The 20,735-nt window shown below is 60.1% G+C and carries 19 protein-coding genes; 9 read left to right on the top strand and 10 right to left on the bottom strand.

Features of this window, described 5'->3' with window-relative positions; all coding sequences use genetic code 11:
• Nucleotides 1-2: 2 nt before the first annotated feature.
• Nucleotides 3-386 carry a VOC family protein gene (locus BJ917_RS12140; RefSeq protein ID WP_096510388.1) on the bottom strand — a complete coding sequence of 128 codons (384 nt, stop codon included), beginning with the start codon at nt 384-386 and terminating at the stop codon, nt 3-5.
• Nucleotides 387-698: 312 nt separating this feature from the next.
• Here BJ917_RS12140 and BJ917_RS12135 point away from each other — a divergent pair, with 312 nt between their 5' ends.
• From BJ917_RS12135 to BJ917_RS12110, 6 genes are all read left to right on the top strand, one after another.
• Complete coding sequence (locus tag BJ917_RS12135) at nt 699-1,607, top strand: LysR family transcriptional regulator (RefSeq protein ID WP_096510387.1); 909 nt, start codon at nt 699-701, stop codon at nt 1,605-1,607.
• Nucleotides 1,608-1,738: 131 nt separating this feature from the next.
• Nucleotides 1,739-2,611, top strand: a complete 873-nt coding sequence (locus BJ917_RS12130) for a GNAT family N-acetyltransferase (RefSeq protein WP_096510386.1) — start codon at nt 1,739-1,741, stop codon at nt 2,609-2,611.
• The gene (locus BJ917_RS12125) at nt 2,611-3,504 is read left to right on the top strand and encodes a polysaccharide deacetylase family protein (protein WP_121103458.1); all 894 of its coding nucleotides are present in this window, start codon (nt 2,611-2,613) and stop codon (nt 3,502-3,504) included. Before BJ917_RS12130 ends, BJ917_RS12125 begins: the two co-directional genes overlap by 1 nt.
• 160 nt (nt 3,505-3,664) lie before the next feature.
• Nucleotides 3,665-5,170: a PLP-dependent aminotransferase family protein gene (locus BJ917_RS12120; RefSeq protein WP_121103457.1), complete on the top strand. Its 1,506-nt coding sequence runs from the start codon at nt 3,665-3,667 to the stop codon at nt 5,168-5,170.
• Between the two features lie 112 nt (nt 5,171-5,282).
• Nucleotides 5,283-6,353 (top strand): sugar phosphate isomerase/epimerase, encoded by a 1,071-nt coding sequence (locus BJ917_RS12115; protein WP_121103456.1) that lies wholly within the window; start codon nt 5,283-5,285, stop codon nt 6,351-6,353.
• A 33-nt stretch (nt 6,354-6,386) separates the two neighbouring features.
• Nucleotides 6,387-7,652, top strand: a complete 1,266-nt coding sequence (locus BJ917_RS12110; protein ID WP_096510382.1) for an MFS transporter — start codon at nt 6,387-6,389, stop codon at nt 7,650-7,652.
• 61 nt (nt 7,653-7,713) lie between these two features.
• On the opposite strand, the gene BJ917_RS32020 is transcribed toward BJ917_RS12110, so the two are convergent.
• Genes BJ917_RS32020 through galB form a run of 4 tightly spaced genes read right to left on the bottom strand, consistent with a single transcriptional unit; the run spans nt 7,714 to nt 10,485 of the window.
• A complete protein-coding gene (locus BJ917_RS32020) occupies nt 7,714-7,872 on the bottom strand; it encodes a hypothetical protein (RefSeq protein ID WP_172901588.1) in 159 nt (52 codons plus the stop codon).
• Between the two features lie 53 nt (nt 7,873-7,925).
• A complete protein-coding gene (locus BJ917_RS12105; RefSeq protein ID WP_121103455.1) occupies nt 7,926-9,035 on the bottom strand; it encodes a 4-oxalomesaconate tautomerase in 1,110 nt (369 codons plus the stop codon).
• Nucleotides 9,036-9,037: 2 nt separating this feature from the next.
• Nucleotides 9,038-9,754 carry a 4-carboxy-4-hydroxy-2-oxoadipate aldolase/oxaloacetate decarboxylase gene (locus BJ917_RS12100; protein ID WP_121103454.1) on the bottom strand — a complete coding sequence of 239 codons (717 nt, stop codon included), beginning with the start codon at nt 9,752-9,754 and terminating at the stop codon, nt 9,038-9,040.
• Nucleotides 9,751-10,485 carry a 4-oxalmesaconate hydratase gene (gene galB, locus BJ917_RS12095; RefSeq protein WP_096510379.1) on the bottom strand — a complete coding sequence of 245 codons (735 nt, stop codon included), beginning with the start codon at nt 10,483-10,485 and terminating at the stop codon, nt 9,751-9,753. The genes BJ917_RS12100 and galB overlap by 4 nt, the downstream gene beginning before the upstream one ends.
• 158 nt (nt 10,486-10,643) lie before the next feature.
• On the opposite strand from galB, the gene BJ917_RS12090 reads away from it, so the two are divergent.
• A complete protein-coding gene (locus BJ917_RS12090) occupies nt 10,644-11,861 on the top strand; it encodes a LysR family transcriptional regulator (RefSeq protein ID WP_121103453.1) in 1,218 nt (405 codons plus the stop codon).
• Nucleotides 11,862-12,245: 384 nt separating this feature from the next.
• On the opposite strand, the gene BJ917_RS12080 is transcribed toward BJ917_RS12090, so the two are convergent.
• Both BJ917_RS12080 and BJ917_RS12075 read right to left on the bottom strand, forming a co-directional pair.
• A complete protein-coding gene (locus BJ917_RS12080) occupies nt 12,246-13,508 on the bottom strand; it encodes a gallate dioxygenase (protein ID WP_121103452.1) in 1,263 nt (420 codons plus the stop codon).
• A gap of 25 nt (nt 13,509-13,533) precedes the next feature.
• Nucleotides 13,534-14,871, bottom strand: coding sequence for an aromatic acid/H+ symport family MFS transporter (locus BJ917_RS12075; RefSeq protein WP_121103451.1), 1,338 nt, complete (start codon nt 14,869-14,871; stop codon nt 13,534-13,536).
• A gap of 311 nt (nt 14,872-15,182) precedes the next feature.
• Between BJ917_RS12075 and BJ917_RS12070 the strand changes: the two genes are divergently transcribed.
• Nucleotides 15,183-16,202, top strand: a complete 1,020-nt coding sequence (locus BJ917_RS12070) for an amidohydrolase (protein WP_177435581.1) — start codon at nt 15,183-15,185, stop codon at nt 16,200-16,202.
• Between the two features lie 249 nt (nt 16,203-16,451).
• On the top strand, nt 16,452-17,879 hold the full coding sequence (locus tag BJ917_RS12065; RefSeq protein ID WP_096510375.1) for a diguanylate cyclase: 1,428 nt from the start codon (nt 16,452-16,454) through the stop codon (nt 17,877-17,879).
• Between the two features lie 31 nt (nt 17,880-17,910).
• Here BJ917_RS12065 and BJ917_RS12060 read toward each other — a convergent pair whose 3' ends face one another.
• From BJ917_RS12060 to BJ917_RS12050, 3 genes are read right to left on the bottom strand one after another with little or no spacing between them, the layout of a single operon-like run.
• A complete protein-coding gene (locus BJ917_RS12060; protein ID WP_096510374.1) occupies nt 17,911-18,342 on the bottom strand; it encodes a DoxX family protein in 432 nt (143 codons plus the stop codon).
• A gap of 11 nt (nt 18,343-18,353) precedes the next feature.
• Nucleotides 18,354-18,818, bottom strand: coding sequence for a nuclear transport factor 2 family protein (locus tag BJ917_RS12055; RefSeq protein ID WP_096510373.1), 465 nt, complete (start codon nt 18,816-18,818; stop codon nt 18,354-18,356).
• A 43-nt stretch (nt 18,819-18,861) separates the two neighbouring features.
• On the bottom strand, nt 18,862-20,700 hold the full coding sequence (locus BJ917_RS12050; protein WP_121103450.1) for an amidohydrolase: 1,839 nt from the start codon (nt 20,698-20,700) through the stop codon (nt 18,862-18,864).
• Between the last annotated feature and the right edge of the window lie 35 nt (nt 20,701-20,735).

The following is a 20,735-nucleotide window of genomic DNA, read 5'->3' as shown; positions in this document are numbered from 1 at the left end:
GCTCAGACGGGCCTGAAGCAGTAAGCGGCCAGCTTGTTGCCGTCCAGATCACGAGCGTATGCGGCGTAGGCATGTGGCGCCCAACCGCGAGGACCTGGCGCGCCTTCACAGACACCGCCAGCGGCCAGGGCGGCCTTGTGGAATGCATCGATCGAAGCGCGATTCGGAGCTTCGAAACTCACGGTCACACCGTTCCCTACACTGGCAGGCGCACCATTGGCAGGTTTGAGGACGAAAAAGGAAGGTGCAGCTTCACCCCAGATCGAACCGTTATCATCAAGGTCGGCAATGCGCTTGAGATTCAACTTGCTCAAGACTTCATCATAGAAGTCACGGGCTTTATTCAAATCATTAGTGCCGACACTAACGTGGGTAAAAATGGCCATGTCTACCTCTCTTGTAATTATTATTTTCATTGTCGGTCAATCTAATGAGCGCTCTGTCTCGAACGCATCATCAGTGCCTTCGCCGTCAGCGCATCCATGCCCGTTGTTAAAACATCACAAAGTTCAACTAAGTACCGTGCTGCAAACTTGTGGTTGATTCGATAAATCGGCTCAACTTCAAATTCGCCTCCGTTTTGCAAGCAGTCCTGAATCCTTCCGATCGATAACCGCCCTGCTGTAACGTGATCGCAGTATTGCTTTTCGCCTTCAATAGGAAAAGAATATATATCCTATTCTGGAGTATAAAAAAAATTGATAGGCTTCTCGTTCAGACAACTCGAGTACTTCGTGGCAGTGGCCGAGCATGGGAGCATCAGTGCGGCCGCCAGGGCGCGGCATGTCTCGCAGCCATCCGTTTCCATCGCCATCTCGCAACTGGAGGGTGCCGTGAATGACCGATTGTTCCGGCGCCAGGTCAGTCGAGGACTCGAATTGACGCCCGCTGGCACGCGCTTGCTCAGTCAGGCGAGAGACATCCTGAGCATGGCCGCGAAAATGAGCGTTCAAGCTGATTCCCAGCCTCAAGTGCTGCGCGGAAACCTGTCGCTGATCTGCTTTCAGGATTTGGGGCCGTACTATGCCCCGCGTCTGCTGTCAGGGTTCAGAAAGGCGCATCCTGAAATTGAGGTCACGCTGTTCGAAACGGATCTGGCGGGCGTTCACAGGAGCATCACCGCAGGTAAGGCGGAGCTGGCACTCACATACGACCTGGGGCTGGACCCTCTCCTTCCCCGGCAAGTGCTGGCGGAACTGACACCCTATGCGTTGTTATCGAAGGATCATCGATTGGCCACGCACGATGCCGTTTCGCTCCATGAGCTTGCCCAGGAGTGCCTGATTCTTGAGGACATCGCCCAGACTCGCGAGTATTTCCTGTCGCTGTTCTGGGCCCATGACCTTCGGCCGCGCACCCAGCAGTACACCCAGACCTTCGAAATGCAGCGAGGTCTGGTGGCTCACGGGTACGGCGTGGCGCTGTCTTGCACCCGGCCTGTCGGCGATCATTGTTATGACGGCACGCCCCTGACATGCCTCCCCGTCATCGAAGACGTATCACCTCAGCGAGTGGTTCTGGCCCAATCCCGGGTGATGCATCCATCACCGGTCGCAGAAGCCTTCGTCAACTGGGTCGCCAATGACTGGCAAGCACGACACGACTAAAGCACTGGCGAACAACCATATTCTGCAGGTGACGTGACGGCCTGGATCAATACCCGGGTTGAAGCTATACCGAAAGGGTTCAGAGTGGGGATGGCCCCTACACTCGATCAGCGACTGAGGAGAACTGCGCGGTGTCGAATCAGCTGGTCATACGCAACATGACCCGTCCCGAACTGGACGAGCTCGTCGATTGGGCTGCCCGTGAAGGGTGGAATCCCGGTTTACACGATGCCGAGCTGTTCTGGGCTGCGGACCCTGCCGCCTTCATCGCGGCCACCCGGGGCGGCGAATTGATCGGCGGCGGTGCCATCACCTCCTACAACGGCGAATTCGGTTTCATGGGGTTTTTCATCGTCCGGCCTGAATTTCGCGGTCAAGGTCTGGGCAATACCCTCTGGCACGCACGCCGCGAGCGACTCCTCGCTCGCCTGCGCCCAGGTGCGAGCATCGGCATGGACGGCGTCTTCGCGATGCAGGACTACTACGCCAAGGGTGGTTTCGTCTTCTCCCATCGCAACCTGCGTTTTCGTGCCGAGATCACCGAACGCCCGGCGACCTCGCCGGTAGACGACCAGGACATCGTCCCGTTGGCCACCTTCCCGTTCGATCAAGTTGTCGATTACGACCGCACCTGCTTCCCCGCCGCGCGCGAAACCTTCCTGAGCGGGTGGATAGCCCAGGCCGATGCACTCGCCGTGGGCTGCCGGCGCGAGGGCAGGCTCAGCGGCTATGGCGTAGCAAGGCGCTGCCGGGAAGGCTACAAGATCGGCCCCTTGTTCGCCGATGACGCCCTGGCAGCCAATGCCCTCTATGCGCGCCTGGCGGAATTTGCAGAGGGCGGCCCGTTGTTTCTCGATGCCCCGGAAAATAACCCCGCCGCGATGGCGCTCGTGCGCCAACAGGGCATGATCGAGGTCTTCGGCTGCGCACGCATGTACCTCGGCCCTCCTCCGGCGATCGCGCACGAACGTGTGTTCGGCGTCACGACTTTCGAGCTGGGCTGATGTCCACTCGCGACCTCATCGGATACGGCGGCTGCCCACCCCACCCGCAATGGCCCGGTGAGGCGCGCGTCGCGATCCAGTTCGTACTCAACATCGAAGAAGGCGCGGAATCATGCATCCACAATGGCGATGCAAGGTCGGAGGCCTGGCTGCACGAGCTGCCGGGCCGCCCCCCGCGTGTGGGGGAGCCGGACTTGAGCGTCGAGGGCATGTACGAATACGGATCGCGCGCAGGGGTGTGGCGCATTCTGCAACTGTTCAGCGCCAGAGGCTTGCCGCTGACCGCCTTCGCCGTCGGCCGGGCACTGGAGCTCACCCCGGCGATTGGCCATGCGCTCTGCGCGGCCGGGCATGAGATTGCCGGGCATGGCTACCGTTGGCTGGACTATCGCGACATGCCTGAAGACCAGGAGCGGCAACACATCCGCCTCACCCTCGACGTGATCGAGCAGATCTGCGGTAAACGCCCCGTAGGTTGGTACACAGGAAGGGTCAGCCAGAACACCCGCCGCCTGTTGCGTGAGGAAGGTGGGTTTCTCTACAGCTCGGACGCCTACAACGACGATCTGCCCTATTGGCTCCCAGGCTCGCCCGCCCACCTGGTGATCCCTTACACACTGGTCAACAACGACTTCCGCTATCTGCTGCCGAACGGTTTCGCCTGCGGTGAAGACTTTTTCCAGCTGCTCAAGGATGCGTTCGACCTGCTGTGGCAGGAGGGCGTGCAACACCCGAAGATGATGAGCGTCGGTCTGCATGGGCGGATCAGCGGCCATCCTGGCCGTGCGATGGCGCTGGCGCGTTTTCTCGATTACGTGCAAGGCCACGACGCGGTGTGGATCTGCCGGCGCGAAGAGATTGCCAGGCACTGGATAGCCCAGTTCCCCCCGTGAGTGGTCAGTGGTTCGCGCCCTTTTTTGGAATATCCAGCCACCGGACTGCGCCGGACATCAACGCCCGGCGGATGACTTATCGGGTATCGCTCGCTACCCTTACCTCCCCGTCGCCTGACGGTTTCCAGGTCAAACTCCATTTCACGCAGACGAGCATGTCATGAAATCCCCCGCAGGTTTGCTGCTGTCGGCTATCGAGCTGGACCGTGCCAGTGCCCTCCCCCTGTACCGCCAGCTGTATCTGCAGATTCGCAAACAGATACTCAACGGCAGAATCCAGGGGGGCGTGCGCCTGCCCTCGACCCGGACCCTAAGCAATGAGTTGGGGTTGTCGCGGATCACCATTCTCAATGCTTTCGATCAGTTGATTGCCGAAGGTTTCCTGGCCTCGCGCACGGGTGCAGGCACGTATGTCGGCACGGAGTGGGAAAGCCGGGGTGTCGAGGACGAGCAACAGCGCCAGCCACCGCGCCTGTCCGACCTGAGCCAGTCCATGCTGTCGCTGCGCAGCGATCATTTTCGCGGGGTGTCCTATGCCGATTGGGATCCCGCGACGCCGACCTCCTTCCTGCCCAGCCACAGTACCTATGACGAATTTCCGCAGGCGGTCTGGCGGCGCTTGATGAACCGTCATTTGCTCAAGCCAACCAAGGCGATTCTGGGGTATGGCGAGCTGCAAGGCTTGCAGGCGTTTCGCACGGCGATTGCCGAATACGTTTTCGATGCGCGGGGTATCGACTGCAGTGCCGGGCAAGTGGTGATCGTTTCCGGCGCGCAGCAAGCATTCAACCTGTTGGGCATGCTGCTGCTCAATCCGCAGGACAGTGTCTGGATGGAGGACCCGGGACACATCGCCGCACGCATTGCATTGCAAGCTCAGGGTGCCCGGGTGGTTCCGTTGCGTATTGATGAACAGGGGATCGATGTCCAGCAAGGCCTGACCGAGTGCCCTGATGCGCGCCTGGTGTTTTGTACGCCTTCGCGCCAGCATCCGTTGGGTGTCACCTTAAGTTATGCGCGGCGCCAGGCACTCATCGACTGGGCTGCGCAGCATCAGAGCTGGATCATCGAGGACGATTGCGACAGTGAGTTTCGCTACAGTGGTCGACTTCTCCCGGCACTGTATGCCATGGACCAGATGGCCCGGGTGATCTACGTGGGCACGTTCAGCAAAGTGCTCTTTCCGTCACTGAGACTGGGTTACGTGATTCTGCCGCAAGCCCTGGTCGAGCCCTTTTGCACCTTGCGCGCGGTCATGGATCGCAGCCCGCCCACACTGCTTCAGGCCACAACGGCGGACTTCATGAGCGAAGGCCACTTCCTGGGGCACATCCGCCGCATGCGTGCACTGTACAAGGCGCGCCAGCAGGCATTGATCGAACAACTTGAAAAGCAGATTGGCAGCTTCTTCAGGATCACTCCGACAGATGCCGGCATGCACCTGATCGCCTGGCTGCCCCCCGGACTCAGTGACACTGACCTCGCCCGGCAACTGGCCCGGCACAACATTCACACCTACGCCTTGAGCGACTACCGCATCAAGCATGAGCTGCCGCCCGCCCTGTTGATCGGCTTTGCCGGCACGCCTGAAAGCCAGGCCCGGGAGCGTGTCGAAGCACTGGCCCGGACCTTGCGCACATTGGGTTATCTGCCGCCGCCCCCGTGATGCGAGGCAAGTGGTCTTATCAATTAACTGATAATGGATCTATCGAGAGTTCCTGACTGGCGCGATAAAGGCTGCGCCGGTAGACCCGGTGTCTGAACCAGGAACGACGCTAATGAACAATAAGATCCAGGAACGATTCAACGCCTTGCTGAGCCATAAGGTGGTCGAACACGGTGCTGCTCCCGTGCTGACGGAGGCACTGGCCCGGCGGTTGCTTGAGCGCCTCGGGCAAATGCGCCTGTTTGCCCACGCCTACCCGCTACTGACCAATCTCACCCACGGCCGTGTCACCCCTGCCGACCTGCTGGACTTCGCCTATCGCCACGAGTTGCAAGGCCTGAGCCTGCACTTGCTCGACGGCGAAGAAAACAGCCTGAGCCAAATGTCACCCGCGCAGCTCCAGGCGTTTGCCATCAAGGCCAAAGCACTGGGGCTGGAGGTGCACCTGGAAATCAGCAGCACGCTGAAAAAGGATGTCGACCAGGTGATCGCCATCGCCAAGGCCCTGGGGGTGCGCAACATCCGTGTTTACTCCCGTTACGAGGGCACGCTGTCGCAGGTCATGGACGTGATTGAGGCCGACCTGCACTACCTCGCCCAACAGGCCGACGAGCACGATCTGTACTTTGACTTCGAACAGCATGAGGAACTCAAGAGCGGCGAAATCGCGCAACTGCTGAGCCGGCTCGACCACCCTCGCCTGCATGCCCTGTTCGACTTCGGCAACATGATCAATGCCTGCGAACAGCCCCTGCAGGCCCTGCGCAACCTGGCGCCGCACATCCGCCAGACTCACCTCAAGGGCGTGCGCATCGTCCCCGAGCACAACGGCTTCGGCCATTACGGCGTATTGCAGGGCAGCGACGAGGACGATCTGCCCAGCGCCCGCCTGTTGTTCGAACTGTTGATGCTGGGCGAAGCAACGCCACAGGTGATCGCGTTCATTCTCGAGCAGGAAAACCACTACGTGGCCCCGGCCTTCCGCCAGAGCCTTGAAGCGGCCGATCCCTTCATTGCTTACCGGGAGATGAGCGAAACGCCGCTTCCGAACGGCTACTCGCTTGAACGAATGCTGGCCGATGAACACCGCTGGGCGAACAACCAGGTGACCTATGTCCGCAGCGTGCTGGCCGAGTTTCGCACCTTGGCCGAACTGACCCTGGCCAGCCCTTCCAACGCCTGAACCTGACGACCCGATTACGCCCGGAGAACAATAATGACAACTCAAAACAAGGCCAAATGGCTCAGATTCCTGATCCTCATCCTCGGTGGCGGCACCATCTACAAGCTGGCGAACCTCAAGGACGCCTTCTATGTACCCATGCAGGAATTCATGGGCTTGAGTCACACTGAAATCGGCGTATTGCTGAGTGCCAACGCGATCATCGCGACTGCACTGTTTGTGGTGGGCGGCCTGCTCGCCGATCGCTACGACACGCGCAAACTGATCCCCCTCGGCCTGATCGGGACCGGTAGCCTGGGGTTGTACCTGGCGACCTTCCCGCCCTTCAGCAGTTTGCTGATCGTGTTCAGCCTGTTGGCCGTCTGTGCCGACTGCCTGTTCTGGCCATCGCTGCTCAAAGCCATCCGCAATCTGGGTGACGATCAGGAGCAAGGCCGGTTGTTCGGCCTGCTCGAAGGCGGGCGTGGCGTGGTGGATACGCTGGTGGCCTTTTCCGCCCTGGGCGTGTTCGTCGCCATGGGTTCGGGGGAAACCGGCCTGAAATCGGCGATCCTGTTCTACTCGGTCATCGACATCCTGGCCGGTACCCTGACCTGGTTCCTGCTCAAGGGCGGCAACGCGCAGTCAGTGGCCAAGCCGAAGAATGGCCTGGCGAACCTGATGGAAGCGATCAAGGTTCCGGGAATCTGGCTGGTCAGCCTCAACGTGTTCATGGTCTACATCGTCTACTGCGGCCTGACCTATTTCATTCCCTACCTCAAGGAAATGTACGGGTTGCCCGTGGCGTTGGTGGGCGCCTACGGCATCATCAACCAGTACTTCCTGAAGATCCTCGGCGGGCCTGCCGGCGGTTTCATTGCCGACAAGCAGTTCAAGAGCACCAGCCGCTACCTGAAGTGGGCATTCCTGGCGCTGTTGCCACTGATGGGTGTGATCATGCTGATTCCTAAAAGCCCCGGCTTCATCTATGCGGGGATGGCCGCGACCCTGTCCTTCGCCCTGATCGTGTTCTCCATGCGCGGCGTTTTCTGGGCGCCCATGGGCGAGGTCGGCATTCCCCAACACATCACCGGCTCGGCCTTCGGCATCGGTTGCCTGATCGGCTATGCACCGGGCATGTTTGCCTACGTCATCTATGGCGCAATCCTCGACCACTTCCCCGGTGAGCAGGGTTACAACTATGTCTTCACCTTGATGAGCCTGCTGGCCATTGTGGGCTTCATGGTGTCCAGCCTGCTCTATCAAGCGGTGCGCAAAAAATCCATGGCCACTGGCGGCATGAGCGCCGCGCAAGCCTGATTATCGGCATGGACGCCAGGAGAAGGAATCGTCTATCACGGCGATTCCTCCTTCCGCCCATTCACTCCTCTTCATCTATCTGGTCAAGAAAATCAACGTCATCCTCTTCGTCGTCAAAAATGGCTTGAGCGTCTTCTTCACCCCATGATTCATCATCATGGAATTCATGATCGAGCAAATGATCGTGCTCGGGCTCGGGAATATCTCGTTCTTCACTCATGACTGACCGCAACAAAAATTGAAAGAACGGATTGTATAGGCAGATCCTTTCCCTCAGTCAACGATCACGAAACGTTCATCCCCCCAATTACCTTCCCATACCGTTTGCGGAATAAAAACGCCTCCGTCCAATAACAATCGGGCCGTTCTCAGCAGGCCGCAGCTCGTCAAGCGACCGTTTCCAAGACGCAACTCTACGGTGAACTCTCCCGTGGGGTGTTCGATCGACAGTTGCTTATTATCGCCCTCAACCACACACGCCAGAACCGCCGCCACACTGCCCTCGATCAGACAGGCAACCGCCACACTGACCGCCCCGAACACGCCGATGCTGGTATGGCATCGGTGCGGAATGAAGGTACGGGTGCTCAGTGTCCCACCGACTTGCGCCGGCGCAATCAGGCACATCTTGGGCACATTGCGCTGACTCACATCGCCCAGGTTCATGCGCGGGCCGGCCTGCAAGCGGATCGATTCAAGCCGGGCTTTCAACGGGGCGTCGGCATCCAGTTGCTCAGGGGGTTCATAGCCACTGAGCCCGAGGTCTTCGGCGCTGACCAGAACGACCGGCATGCCGTTGTCGACGCAGGTGACCTCTACACCATCGAACACGTCGACAGCGTTGCCGGTGGGGAGTAGTGCTCCACAACTGGAACCCGCGATGTCCTCGAACTCAACGACCAACGGCGCACCGCAGCCGGGCACGCCGTCGATCCGTGCCTGGCCGCCATAGCTGACGGTGCCGTCCGGTGTCGGAACGTGGGCAATCGCGATCTGCCCGGTGTTTTCCATGAAAATGCGCACCGGGGTGACATCACCCGTCGCGGCCACCAGTCCACGCTCAATGGCGAACGGCCCGACACCGGCGAGGATGTTGCCGCAGTTCTGGCCGTAATCGACACGCGGTTCATCGACCAGCACCTGCGCGAACAGGTAGTCCACGTCGGCGTCGGCGCGGGCGGAGGGCTGGATGATCGCCACTTTGCTGGTCAGCGAGTCACCGCCACCGAGACCATCGATTTGCCGCGCATCCGGCGACCCCATGACCGCCAGCAGCACGCGGTCTCGAAGCACGGGTTCTTCCGGTAAGTCGCGGGCCAGGAAGTAAGCGCCTTTCGACGTCCCGCCACGCATCAGCAGGCAAGGAATACGTGTCTGGCCCATGCTCAGTCTCCGAGTTCGTCGAGACTGTCGACATAGCGCAAGCCCTTTTCCGCGAGCCGTTGGCGCATGTTGTAGATGTCCAACCCCAGTTCACCCTCAGCCAGGCGCAACGCCTTCTGCTCTTCCAGGTCGGCACGGGCGCGACTGGCTTCGACAACCTCTGCAACTTCACCGCGACGTACGATGACCACACCATCGTCATCGGCGACCACCACGTCGCCGGGGTTGACCAATTGACCGCCGCACACCAGCGGCAGGTTGACCGAACCGAGGGTCTCCTTGATCGTGCCTTGGGCACTGATGGCGCGGGACCAGACCGGGAAGCCCATCTCCCGCAGGGTATGGGTGTCACGCACGCCGGCATCGATCACCAGCGCGCGTACACCGCGGGCCTTGAGCGACGTGGCAAGCAGGTCGCCGAAGTAACCGTCGGTGCAGGGTGAACTGGGGGCAACCACCAGAACATCGCCGGGACGGCACTGCTCCACCGCCACATGGAACATCCAGTTATCGCCCGGGGCCACCAGCACCGTGACCGCTGAACCGCTGATGGCGGTGCCCCGTTGGATCGGTGTGATCGAAGGCGTCAGCAGGCCTTTTCGTCCCTGCGATTCGTGGATGGTCGCAACGCCGTAGCGCGCCAGCTCATCGACCAGTGCCCGTTCGGCCCGGGCGATGTTCCGTACGACGATGCCGGTTTTTCCAATCAGCTCACTCATGCCAGATGCTCCGTCACACGCGGGAAGATGCTTTGGTAGCCCTCGCCATAAACGATGTCACGACTGGAGGTGATCCCGACGTTGCGCTTGGCCTGCACGCCGCGTTGCAAGGCAACGCGGGTGTAATACTCCCAGAGGTGTTCCTGACCGGCCATGCACTGGATCGCCGCGTACTTCTTGTCCCAGACCGAGGTGATGTCCAGCAATACGTCGGGACGCCATTGGCATTGCTCGGGCTGATGCGGTTCGAAGCTGTAGACCGGTGGTGCGCCGATGATTTTCTCGCCCGGCTTGTAGCCTTCGGCCTGGGCGATGATGCGTGCCTCTTGCGTCAGGTTCATGGCCAGCGGGTGATCGTAGTTGTAGGGATCGTTCAGCGAGTGGCTGAGGACGAACCCGGGCTGGACGCGACGAAACACGTCCGCGAGGCGAAACAGCGTGTCCTTGTCGGCGCGCATCGGGTAGTCGCCGATGTCGAAGAACTCGACGCTGGCGCCCAGTATGTCGGCAGCCGCCTGGGCCTCTTCACGGCGGGCGACCTTGACTGTCTCTTCGCTCATCTCGCCCTTGCGCCACAGCTTGGCCGACTCGCCGCGCTCGCCGAACGACAGGCAGACGATGTGCACGTTGTAGCCCTGCTGCGCGTGCAGCGCGATAGCACCGCCCGCGCGCCAGACGAAGTCGGCAGAGTGAGCGCTGACCACCAGCGCGTTTTTCGGTGACTCGATCATTGCGGATACTCCTCCTGCGTTTCGAAAGAGCATCGCATCGTGACCCGCCGGCGGAGTAATGCGTTGCAGTGTTGGAGCCATGCGTTTTTTTTATTGCCACTCGAACGGGGCAGCGGCATAGTCCGGTTCAAACACCGATCTGCAGAGTCCGAGCGCCCATGGAATCCAGTGAACTCCCCAGCCTGATGCAAGTGCGAGCCTTCGTCCGGGTGGCCGATCACGGCAGCGTTTCCAAGGCATCCGAGGTGCTGTTCCGCGCACAATCAGTAGTGACCCGGTCGATTGGCGAGCTGGAAACCCGGCTCGATGTGCCGCTGTTCGAACGCCACGCCAACGGTATGCGCCTGACCGATTACGGTGACCAATTACTGCCGCGGGCGCGACGGGTGCTGGCGGAACTGGAAAGCGTGCCACGACTGTTAAGCGCGGCGGACAAGCGCCCGGTCGAACCGCTGTATCTGTTCCAGGCCCGGCGCCTGCAAGTGTTCGTCAAACTCTGTGAAACCCGTCATATGCAGACCGTGGCCAGCCTCCTCGGCCTGAGCCAGCCGGCGATCAGTTCAACCATCAAGGTCATGGAAAACGGCTGCGGCCACATACTCTTCGAGCGTACCCCTCGGGGTTTGCAGCCGACGCGCGTCAGCCAGGAAATCCTGTTCCCGATTCGCCGGGCGCTCAATGAATTGCGCCACATCGAAACGGACATCACCGCCATCCGCGGCACCCTGCAAGGCGTGGTGCAGGTCGGCGCCCTGCCCCTGGGCCGTTCGCAAATACTGCCCGAAGCCATCGTGCGGCTGGTGGCCGAGCACCCGCAAATCCAGGTGATCACCAATGAAAGCCCGTTCGATCTGTTGGCGACCGAGTTGCGGGCCGGCGATGTCGACTTCATTTTCGGTGCGCTGCGTTCGAACACTTACGCCAGTGACCTGACCGGTGAAGCACTGCTCACGGAGGACATGGTGGTGGTGGCGCGACGTGGTCATCCGCTCTCTTCGAAAAAGCCCCTGCACGATGAACTCGGCGCCGCCCGATGGGTGCTGCCTCGCGCCGGCTCGCCAGCCCGGCGGATGCTCGATGAGTGCTTCAGCCGATTCGGCATCGCGCCGCCACGACCGGTAGTGGAAAGCGGCGACATGGCAATCATCCGGGGGTTGTTGCTGCGCTCGGACATGCTCGCGGCAGTGTCCGCCCACCAGCTGGAACAGGAGATTGCTTCGGGCGAGTTGTGCATCCTGGCGCTGGAACTGAAACAAACCACCCGCGCCATCGGCCTGACGTATCGCAATGGCTGTTTGCACTCGCCTGTGGCGCAGGCGTTGATGGATGTGATTCGCCGGGTGATCAGCGAACAAGAGAAGCTGCTGTGTGACTGACGCGACGCCATCGCGAGCAGGCTCGCTCCCACAGGGGATTCGCGTTGCTGATGAAATTTGTGTTCCGCCACAGCCCATTGTGGGAGCGAGCCTGCTCGCGAAGGCGGTGGGTCAGTCAGCATGGATATTGGATGTGATGGCCTCTTCGCGAGCAAGCTCGCTCCCACAGGGGATTCGCGTTGCTGATGAAATTTGTGTTCCGCCACAGCCCATTGTGGGAGCGAGCCTGCTCGCGAAAGCGGTGGGTCAGTCAGCATGGATATTGGATGTGATGGCCTCTTCGCGAGCAGGCTCGCTCCCACAGGGGATTTGTGTTGCTGATGAAATTTGTGTTCCGCCACAGCCCATTGTGGGAGCGAGCCTGCTCGCGAAGGCAATTGTAAATCAGCGCGGTACTTTGCCCGCCACCGAGTAGAGCACCTGCTGGTTCCGGGTTTTCATGAACTCGTCCAGGCTCTGCCCACGCATCGCCGCGTAGACCTGCAAGTTGGGAATCCCCAGTACCGCCGCGAGTTTTTCCAGTACGAAGAAGATCGCCCCGTACTGGATCAATCCGCGCCAGTCACGACGTCGCAGCAGTTCGCGCTCCTCTTCACTCAACCCGCCTTCCGCAAACAGTACTTCCGGCGCATCGAGAAAACGTTGACGCCACTGCGGCTCGATCATGCGATGCAGGAATTTGTTCAGGCGATAGCCCTTGGCACTGCGCTCCAGGGTAAACGGATAGGTCCCTTCCAGTTTCTCGATGCCGGCCAACTGGTGCTGCATATGCTGCAAGTGCCGCGCGTTCACATCCGCCGGCACTGGTCGATCCTGGTTCTCCAGCAACAGCGTGGCGATGCCGGTCATGGACGGCAGGTAGTAGTCCTGATGCAGGTTTTTCACCGTGGCCGACAAGGCGCCACGCATGATCAGCCAGGTGATCACCTCCGAGCCTTCCATGCCGCCGAGGGTGGCGTACTCGGCATGAGTCATTTCGGTCAGGCGCACCGGGTCGTTGACCAACAGATCAATGAACTGCTCGTCCCACTGCGGGTTATTGAAACCGCAGCGCTCGCCATGCACCTGGTGGGACACGCCACCGGTGGCGACAATGGCCACCTTGAGGTCTTCTGGATAGCTTTCAATGGCCCGGCGCAAGGCCTGGCCCAGCTTGTAGCAGCGCAAGGCGCTGGGGATCGGGAACTGCAACACGCCAACCTGCAGCGGCACGATTTCCACCGGCCACTCTGGATCGCAAGGCAACAGCGCCGACATGGGCGAGAAGAAGCCGTGGTCCAGCGGCTTGTCGCGAAAGAAGCTCATGTCGAACTCATCGGCCATCAGGCTTTGGCCAATGTGCCGCGACAGCGCCGCATGCCCGCCGACCGCAGGCAGCAAACGCGGGTTACCGCCCTCGTCTGCCACCTCGTAACGCTCATCGACCCCGAGGGAGAACGCGCCATAGTGGTCGAAGAAAAACGACGTCACGTGGTCGTTGAAGACGTAGAACAACACATCCGGTTGTTGCTCCTTCAGCCAGACTTTGATCGGCTCGAAGCCTTCGAAAATCGGCGCCCAGGCCGCTTCATTCTGTTTGTCGTGATCGACGGCAAAGCCGATGGTGGGAGTGTGGGATACCGCGAGGCCACCGATGATGCGTGCCATGATGAGTTCCTGTGTTCTAGAAAAATTATTGCGCCGCAAGGGTCTGGCTGACCCGGCGCCGTGCATGACCGTTGGCCAGGATCGTCAGGGCGGCGATGAAGGCCGGCACGCTCAACAGGGCGAACAGTAACGGCAAGCCCAACCCGAGACTGAGCACCGCACCCCCGATGAGAGAACCAAAGATGGCCCCGAAACGACCGATGCCCAGCATCCAGCTCACGCCTGTGGCGCGAAAGTCCGTGGGGTAGTAGCCGGGTGCAAACGCGTTGAGTCCGGTCTGTGCACCGCTCATGCAGAAACCCGCGGCCATCACGCCGACCGCCAGCAGGCTCGACTCCAGACTGAACGCCCCCAGCAGCAGAATAGAGATGCCGCCCAATGCATAAGAGGTGGCAATGACACCGTTCGGATTACGCCGGTCCATGATCCAGCCGACCACGATCGCCCCGACCGTACCGCCGATCTGGAACAGGCCGGTAATGGTCGCCGCCCGTTCAATGGACAGGCCGCCCTCACGCAGCAAGGTCGGCATCCAGCCCATAGTCAGGTAGATCACCAGCAGGCCCATGAAATAGGTCAACCAGAGCGCCAGCGTGCCGGTCCGATAGCGTTCGGTGAACAGCATGCGCACCGGCGCTTTGTGCTGAGCCTGGGGTTCGGCGAGGGTGAAGCGTGTGGTGGCCGGGAATTGGCCGCCGAGCTTGTTCAGTACCTTGGCGATCTGCGCAGCGGGCGCATTGCAAGCCGCCAGGAAACGTGCGGATTCCGGCAGCAGCAACCAGAGGAAAGGCAACAACACCAGTGGCAGGATGCCGCCGACCAGCAACACCGATTGCCAGCCGTGCAGAGGAATCAACCACGCGGCGAACAAGCCCCCCAGCCCCGAGCCCATGTTGAAACCGGTGAACATGAGGGTAATGAACAGCGAACGGTTGCGCTCCGGCAGGTATTCGGCCAGCAGCGTGGTGGTGTTCGGCATCGCCGCACCCAGGGCCACGCCGGTCAACAGGCGCAGGGCCGCGAGCTCATAAGGATTGCGGGCGAACGCACACGCCAGGCTGAGCACGCTGAATCCGCTCACGGCAAACAGCAGCACCTTTTTGCGTCCCAAACGGTCGGCGTAAGGGCCGGCCGTCAGGGCACCGATGGCGAGCCCGACCATGCCCGCGCTCATGACCGGGCCGAAGGCGGCCTTGGAGAGGCCCCAATCCTGAATCAGCGAAGGCGCGATAAAGCCCATGACCGCCACATCGAGGCCATCGAATAAAACAATGAAGAAACACAAGCCCATGATGAGCCACTGATACCTGGCAACCGGACGGTTATCGATCCACGCCTTGATGTCGACCGTTTCGTGACTCATGTTTTCACCTTCTTATTGTTGTCGAGAGGCCGAACGGCTTGGGGATGGGGACGGCCCAGAGGCCACCCGATAGCCGAACGATGAGCGTGACTTTAAAGCCGCAGGTGACTGCGCCGCCTCTGGGAAATCCTTAATCGGGTATCTGTTTTGTTTATCGGACAGGTGCCCATAACTAAAATCGATACCTGCTTAAAGACTTCACAAACGACGCTGGGCGAGCGCTTGCCTTAAGGTCGACGCTACTGCCTTGAAGGGGTGGCGGTGATGGACTCCCTGTTGCCGCACTGACTGATAAAAACAAGGGTTTGAACATGGCCACGCGTCTCGATGACAGCGGTTTTTCCCGCCGCTCGCTGCTCCAGAAAACCTCCGTGGTACTCACAGCCGGCACCGCGCTCGGTATGCCGATCCTGAGCCAGGCCGCCTCACGCAATAACAAGCAGAGCGCAGATAAAGAAAGCACCGATCAATCATCAGGCACGGCCATGGATTCCCAACTGCTCAATCTGCTGTCGCAACCGAAGATCGATTGCCACCATCACGTGATCGACCCTGCCCAATTCCCCTATCCCGCTGACGCGACCTACCAACCGGCAGGGCCTGAGATCGGCCCGGCGGCGTATTACGAACAGGTCATGCAAGCCTATGGCATTCGCCATTCAGTGATCGTGCACCCGACCTCTGCCTATGGCTATGACAACCGTTGCCTGCTGGACACCCTGGCTCGCCACAAGGGCCGGCATAAAGGTGTGGTTGTGGTGCCGAACGACGTCACCAGCGAGACGCTCGCGCAGTACAAGGCCCAAGGTGTCGTCGGCGTGGCGCTCAATGCTGCGCTGCTGGGCCCCGAGCGTTTTCTGAACATCGACACCCTGATGGGGCGCCTGGCCGAGCTGGACCTGTATGCCCAGGTCCAGGTGAAGGACGATCAACTGCTGGCGTTGTTGCCCTTGCTTGAGCGCACGCGTCCCCGTGTGCTGATCGACCACTCCGGCCGGCCCGATGTCAGTGCCGGCTTGCAACAGCCGGCTTTCCAGGCACTGCTGTCCCTGGCGAGCAACGGACGCACCTTCGTCAAACTCTCCGGGCTGTCGCAATACTCCAGGCAGAGTTTCCCCTATGCCGATGCCCAGCCCTACCAACGGGCACTGCTGCAGGCGTTCACGGCCGAAAACTGCATGTGGGGCACGGACTGGCCGTTCCTGCGCGCGCGTCAAAGCATGGCGTTGGGCACCGTTCTGACCAACTTCGGCGAGATGTTCCCGAATGCCAGTGACCGCCAGCAGATTCTTTGGGAAACCCCAAAACGCCTGTTCGGCTTTACCGCCTGACTCAAACAGTCGCGGCTGACTCGAATCGGTAGGGTTCGGCCAAATACAGTCATTCGCCGGCGCCCGGGAAACCTCGGGCGATTCATTTTTACCTGCTGGTGCAGCAGAAATTGACAGGGAGTCTAATATTGAAATGCCATAGATCGGTCCATCCCCTATTGGCGTAACGATTTCGAGGGACCGTTGGCGTGCAGGCGGCGCCAACACCGGACCGGTGTTGGCTCAACGGATTTGAAATGGGAGGGAACCATGAGCAATCTCATCGTCACCGACGAGTCACCTGAAGCCGTTCGCCTCGTGGTCAAGGTTTACGCCTACCTGCTGCTCGCAGGATTCGCGTTTGTTCCGGCCTATCTGATTGCCTACCTGTACTTGTTTCAGGACCCTACGCTGCTATTCGAGAATCACCTGTTCCATATCATTGCGATCACGGCAGCTACCCTGGAAGGCTTGTTCGTGACTTACGTAACCTGGCGCTGCTATCAGTCATCGGGCGATCCGCTGCTGCGTTGGATGACCCTCGGGTTTCTCGGTTTTGTAATCATCTACGCGTTGCATGGCGCGTTCACCGGGCAAGCACACACCAATATTTGGCTCTTCCTTCTTTATGGACCGGCCTCTCGACTGGTCATGTCGATTCTGTTGTTGGTCGGAATGCTGTCGTACCACCGCCCCCCTGATACCGAGGAGCAACGAACGAAGGCCCGCCCGTGGTTGACCTGGATAGGACTGTTCCTGCTGGTTAACGTGGCCGTGGCGTACGTCGCGAATTCGCCGATCGCCGGCAATCCCTTGGTGCGCCTCTCGATGGAAGGTGGTGCCCTCGTGCTTTCCGCGTTGACCGTGGCAATACTCTTGCTGCGCCGTATCCGTTCGCCGCTGATGATGATTTTTGTCGTCTCGGTCTCTGCTTTCGCACTGTCATCCCTGGCCTTCATCCTTGCACGTCCGTGGAACCATATGTGGTGGCTCGCTCATGCGATCTTCGCCGGTGGATTCTTCATGTTGAGCTATGGGGTGGTGCAAGCGTTCCTCACCACGCGGTCGTTCTCGAAGATTTACAGCCAGGAGGAGTTGATGGTACGCCTTGCCGAAGCGATGGCGTATACCGAGAGCGCCCTGCAGGAGCTGCAGCGCACCAATCAGGAACTCGGGCACCTGGCGGCGACCGATCCACTGACAGGCGCTGATAATCGGCGTCGGTTCATGGAGCGGGTCGAAGTCGAAATCGGCCGGACCAAACGCGGCATTGCGCCGTTTTCCGTACTTGCACTCGATCTGGACAACTTCAAGTCCATCAACGATCGCTTTGGGCATCAGGTGGGCGATGACATCCTCAAGAGTTTCGTGGAGAAATGCCTCGATTCGATCAGGCCGTATGACGGTGTCGCCCGTGTAGGCGGGGAAGAATTCATGATACTGCTGCCTCAGACGTCACTCGAAGGCGCGCATGTTATCGCCGAGCGCCTGAGAAGCAGCGTTGCAAACAGTTCTTTTCATGGCTTGCAGCGGTCTACCGTGGTCACCGTAAGCATCGGCGTATCCCAATCGGGCCGCGACGGCGACACCATCGAGGCCATTCTGCGGGCAGCCGATCAACGCCTGTATCACGCCAAACACGAAGGCCGTAACCGTGTGGTCACGACCTTCAAGACCAGCCTGCAACCGCTGCCCTGACCAGTGTCTCGCAAGGCCGTACGTCAGGTGACTATAGTTCACGCAGCAACGGCCAGTGATGCGCCAAGCGGGTTCCCAGTGCCAATCGCCCGGGGCCCGCGACAAAAATCGTCGAGAAGACGATCAGCAACAACCAGGCAAACTGCCCTTCGGCCAGGCTCCACTCCGGATGCACCCAGATCACCGATACCGCGAGCAAAAACAGCACCGGCAAGGTCGCAAGGCGCGTCAGCACACCCAGGACGATAAACACCGGGCACAGCACTTCGGCAAAAATCGCCAGTGACAAGGTCAACCAGCTCCCCAGGCCAAACGGGTCTTCGATCACCCCCAGTTCGTGGTCGAAATGCAGCAGCTTGGGGAGGCCATGCACGGACAACAGCAGCAGGCACCCGGTGATGCGCAGCCAGCACAGTGCAACATCGGTGGCGGTGGTTGTCGTTTCAATATCAGTCGTAGACATGTTTGCCGGCCTCAAATCGGTTTCGCCAACCAGGGATAACGCAAGCAGTCCTGCCCTGCGTAATCCGGATCGAGATAGATGAAACAACGATGGATCTTCCAGTCACGGACTTCGAAAACATCGCACCAATAGCCGGCGGCCCAGTCCGGATTGCCGGCGCACCACGCGCCATCCACATGTTCGCCGTGGCTTGTGCCTTCGCACACAACGACATCCGTACCGGAAAAAACCCAATTGAAATGAGCGTAGTCATGGGTGATTGAAATCAGCCGCGCACTCAAGTCCGCAAACAATTCAGCGATCTGCGTACGTCCGGTGGCGATCCCCCATTTGGGGAAATAAACCTGTGCGTCTTCGGAAAACAACTCCAGGATATGGCGGCCATCGGGGGCGACACCGCCGTTATCAAAGGCCCTGAAATAGTCCAGGATCACTGATTTGCGATGCTCGTCACTCATCGTCATGTTGCTCAGCATGATGATTCGCTCCACTGAAATTCGCCCCGTCCGTTTCCCGTCCCTAGAATGCAAAACAGGAACAACCGAAGGCTCCCCAGAAATCCCTGAAATCATTCACCGGCACAGACGACAACCGGGCCCGTTCGTGACTGTGTGAGTGGACGGCGCAAGGACCACTGCACTGGTGCGCCCGGACAGCGGCCATCGCATTAGGCTTCCAGTGCCCTGGAACCTTGCTGACAGGTGACCAGTCCGGCATGACCGGCAGCGCGGGCGGTGCCAATTGGTCGAACTCACCGGCACCATAAACGACCTTGCCTCCCACCACCGTCAACACCGATTCGATCCACTTGATCGCCTCGTCTTCGACGCTGAAGAAATCGGCGCTCAAGGCCACGACATCAGCCAGTTGACCGACCTTGATCTGCCCTTTCTTGCCCTGCTCCGACGAGAACCAGGCGCTGCCATGGGTATACAGCTGCAACGCGGTATCCCGTGACAGACCTTGCGGATACAGCGTCATCCCGCCCACGGTTTTGCCACTGACCAGCCAGTACAGCGATGTCCACGGGTTATAGCTCGACACCCGGGTCGCATCGGTGCCGGCGCCCACGGGTACGCCTTCGGCGAGCATCCGCTGGATGGGTGGCGTGTGCTCGGCGGCCTTGTTGCCATAGCGCTCGACAAAATATTCGCCCTGGAACGCCATCCGGTCCTGAATGGCGATGCCGCCACCCAACGCCCGGACGCGCTCGATGTTTTCAGGGGTGATGGTTTCGGCGTGATCGAAAAACCAGGGGAGGCCATTGAAGGGAATGTCCCGGTCGACCTTCTCAAACACGTCGAGCATCCGCGTGATGGATTCGTTGTAAGTCGCATGCAGCCGGAAGGGCCAACGGTGCTCGACCAGATGGCGAACCACAGGTTCCAGTTCCTGCTCCATGCTCTGCGCAAGATCGGGGCGCGGTTCGAGGAAGTCCTCGAAATCGGCAGCAGAGAACACCAGCATTTCACCGGCACCGTTATGACGGAAGAAATCGTTGCCGTCGCCGGGCTTGACCAGGCTGGTCCAGCTCTTGAAATCCGCCAGTTCCTGCTTGGGCTTTTGCGTGAACAGGTTGTAAGCGATGCGTACGCTCAACTGGTCTTTATCGGCCAGTTCGCGAATGACCTTGTAGTCGTCGGGGTAATTCTGGAAGCCACCCCCCGCGTCGATGGCGCTGGTGACGCCCAACCGATTGAGCTCACGCATGAACTGGCGTGTCGAGTTGACCTGATATTCCAGCGGCAATGTCGGGCCTTTGGCCAGTGTCGAATACAGGATCATCGCGTTGGGGCGGGCGATCAGCATGGCGGTCGGATCGCCATTGGCATCTCGCTGAATTTCCCCACCCGGCGGATTGGGCGTATCGCGGGTGTAGCCGACCACTTTCAACGCGGCACGATTCAACAGCGCGCGATCATACAAATGCAGGACGAATACCGGCGTGTCGGGAGCGGCCTTGTTCAGTTCGTCCAGGGTCGGCATGCGCTTTTCGGCGAACTGGAATTCCGTCCAGCCGCCCACCACCCTCACCCACTGTGGCACGGGCGTACGCTCGGCTTGTGCCTTGAGCATGCGCAGGGCATCCGCCAGCGAAGGCACGCCTTCCCAACGCAGTTCCAGATTGAAATTCAAGCCACCCCGGATCAGGTGGAGGTGGGAGTCGTTCAGCCCGGGAATCACTGTGCGTTTATTCAAGTCAATGACCTGGGTGGCGCTGCCGCGCGTGGCCATGATGTCTTCGTCATTGCCAACCGCGATGAATTTCCCGTCTTTGATAGCCACGGCGCTGGCCGTGGGTTTCTCGCGATCAACGGTGTGAAAGCGGCCATTGATCATGATCAAATCAGCGTTCATGGTGCCTCCTGATTGTCAGCGTTTGCGATGCAATG

Origin of the sequence: Pseudomonas sp. WPR_5_2 (genome assembly GCF_003634475.1) — a bacterium.
GTDB lineage: Bacteria > Pseudomonadota > Gammaproteobacteria > Pseudomonadales > Pseudomonadaceae > Aquipseudomonas > Aquipseudomonas izuensis.
Note: the sequence above shows the minus strand (reverse complement) of the source record. Positions and strands in the feature narration are given on the sequence as shown.

Bases quoted from the DNA above. Each gene is read 5' to 3' on its own strand.
- BJ917_RS12140 (WP_096510388.1), bottom strand. From the start codon at position 386: ATGGCCATTTTTACCCACGTTAGTGTCGGCACTAATGATTTGAATAAA.
- BJ917_RS12125 (WP_121103458.1), top strand. From the start codon at position 2,611: ATGTCCACTCGCGACCTCATCGGATACGGCGGCTGCCCACCCCACCCG.
- BJ917_RS12120 (WP_121103457.1), top strand. From the start codon at position 3,665: ATGAAATCCCCCGCAGGTTTGCTGCTGTCGGCTATCGAGCTGGACCGT.
- BJ917_RS12115 (WP_121103456.1), top strand. From the start codon at position 5,283: ATGAACAATAAGATCCAGGAACGATTCAACGCCTTGCTGAGCCATAAG.
- BJ917_RS12110 (WP_096510382.1), top strand. From the start codon at position 6,387: ATGACAACTCAAAACAAGGCCAAATGGCTCAGATTCCTGATCCTCATC.
- BJ917_RS32020 (WP_172901588.1), bottom strand. From the start codon at position 7,872: ATGAGTGAAGAACGAGATATTCCCGAGCCCGAGCACGATCATTTGCTC.
- BJ917_RS12105 (WP_121103455.1), bottom strand. From the start codon at position 9,035: ATGGGCCAGACACGTATTCCTTGCCTGCTGATGCGTGGCGGGACGTCG.
- BJ917_RS12100 (WP_121103454.1), bottom strand. From the start codon at position 9,754: ATGAGTGAGCTGATTGGAAAAACCGGCATCGTCGTACGGAACATCGCC.
- galB (WP_096510379.1), bottom strand. From the start codon at position 10,485: ATGATCGAGTCACCGAAAAACGCGCTGGTGGTCAGCGCTCACTCTGCC.
- BJ917_RS12090 (WP_121103453.1), top strand. From the start codon at position 10,644: ATGGAATCCAGTGAACTCCCCAGCCTGATGCAAGTGCGAGCCTTCGTC.
- BJ917_RS12080 (WP_121103452.1), bottom strand. From the start codon at position 13,508: ATGGCACGCATCATCGGTGGCCTCGCGGTATCCCACACTCCCACCATC.
- BJ917_RS12075 (WP_121103451.1), bottom strand. From the start codon at position 14,871: ATGAGTCACGAAACGGTCGACATCAAGGCGTGGATCGATAACCGTCCG.
- BJ917_RS12070 (WP_177435581.1), top strand. From the start codon at position 15,183: ATGGCCACGCGTCTCGATGACAGCGGTTTTTCCCGCCGCTCGCTGCTC.
- BJ917_RS12065 (WP_096510375.1), top strand. From the start codon at position 16,452: ATGAGCAATCTCATCGTCACCGACGAGTCACCTGAAGCCGTTCGCCTC.
- BJ917_RS12060 (WP_096510374.1), bottom strand. From the start codon at position 18,342: ATGTCTACGACTGATATTGAAACGACAACCACCGCCACCGATGTTGCA.
- BJ917_RS12055 (WP_096510373.1), bottom strand. From the start codon at position 18,818: ATGCTGAGCAACATGACGATGAGTGACGAGCATCGCAAATCAGTGATC.
- BJ917_RS12050 (WP_121103450.1), bottom strand. From the start codon at position 20,700: ATGAACGCTGATTTGATCATGATCAATGGCCGCTTTCACACCGTTGAT.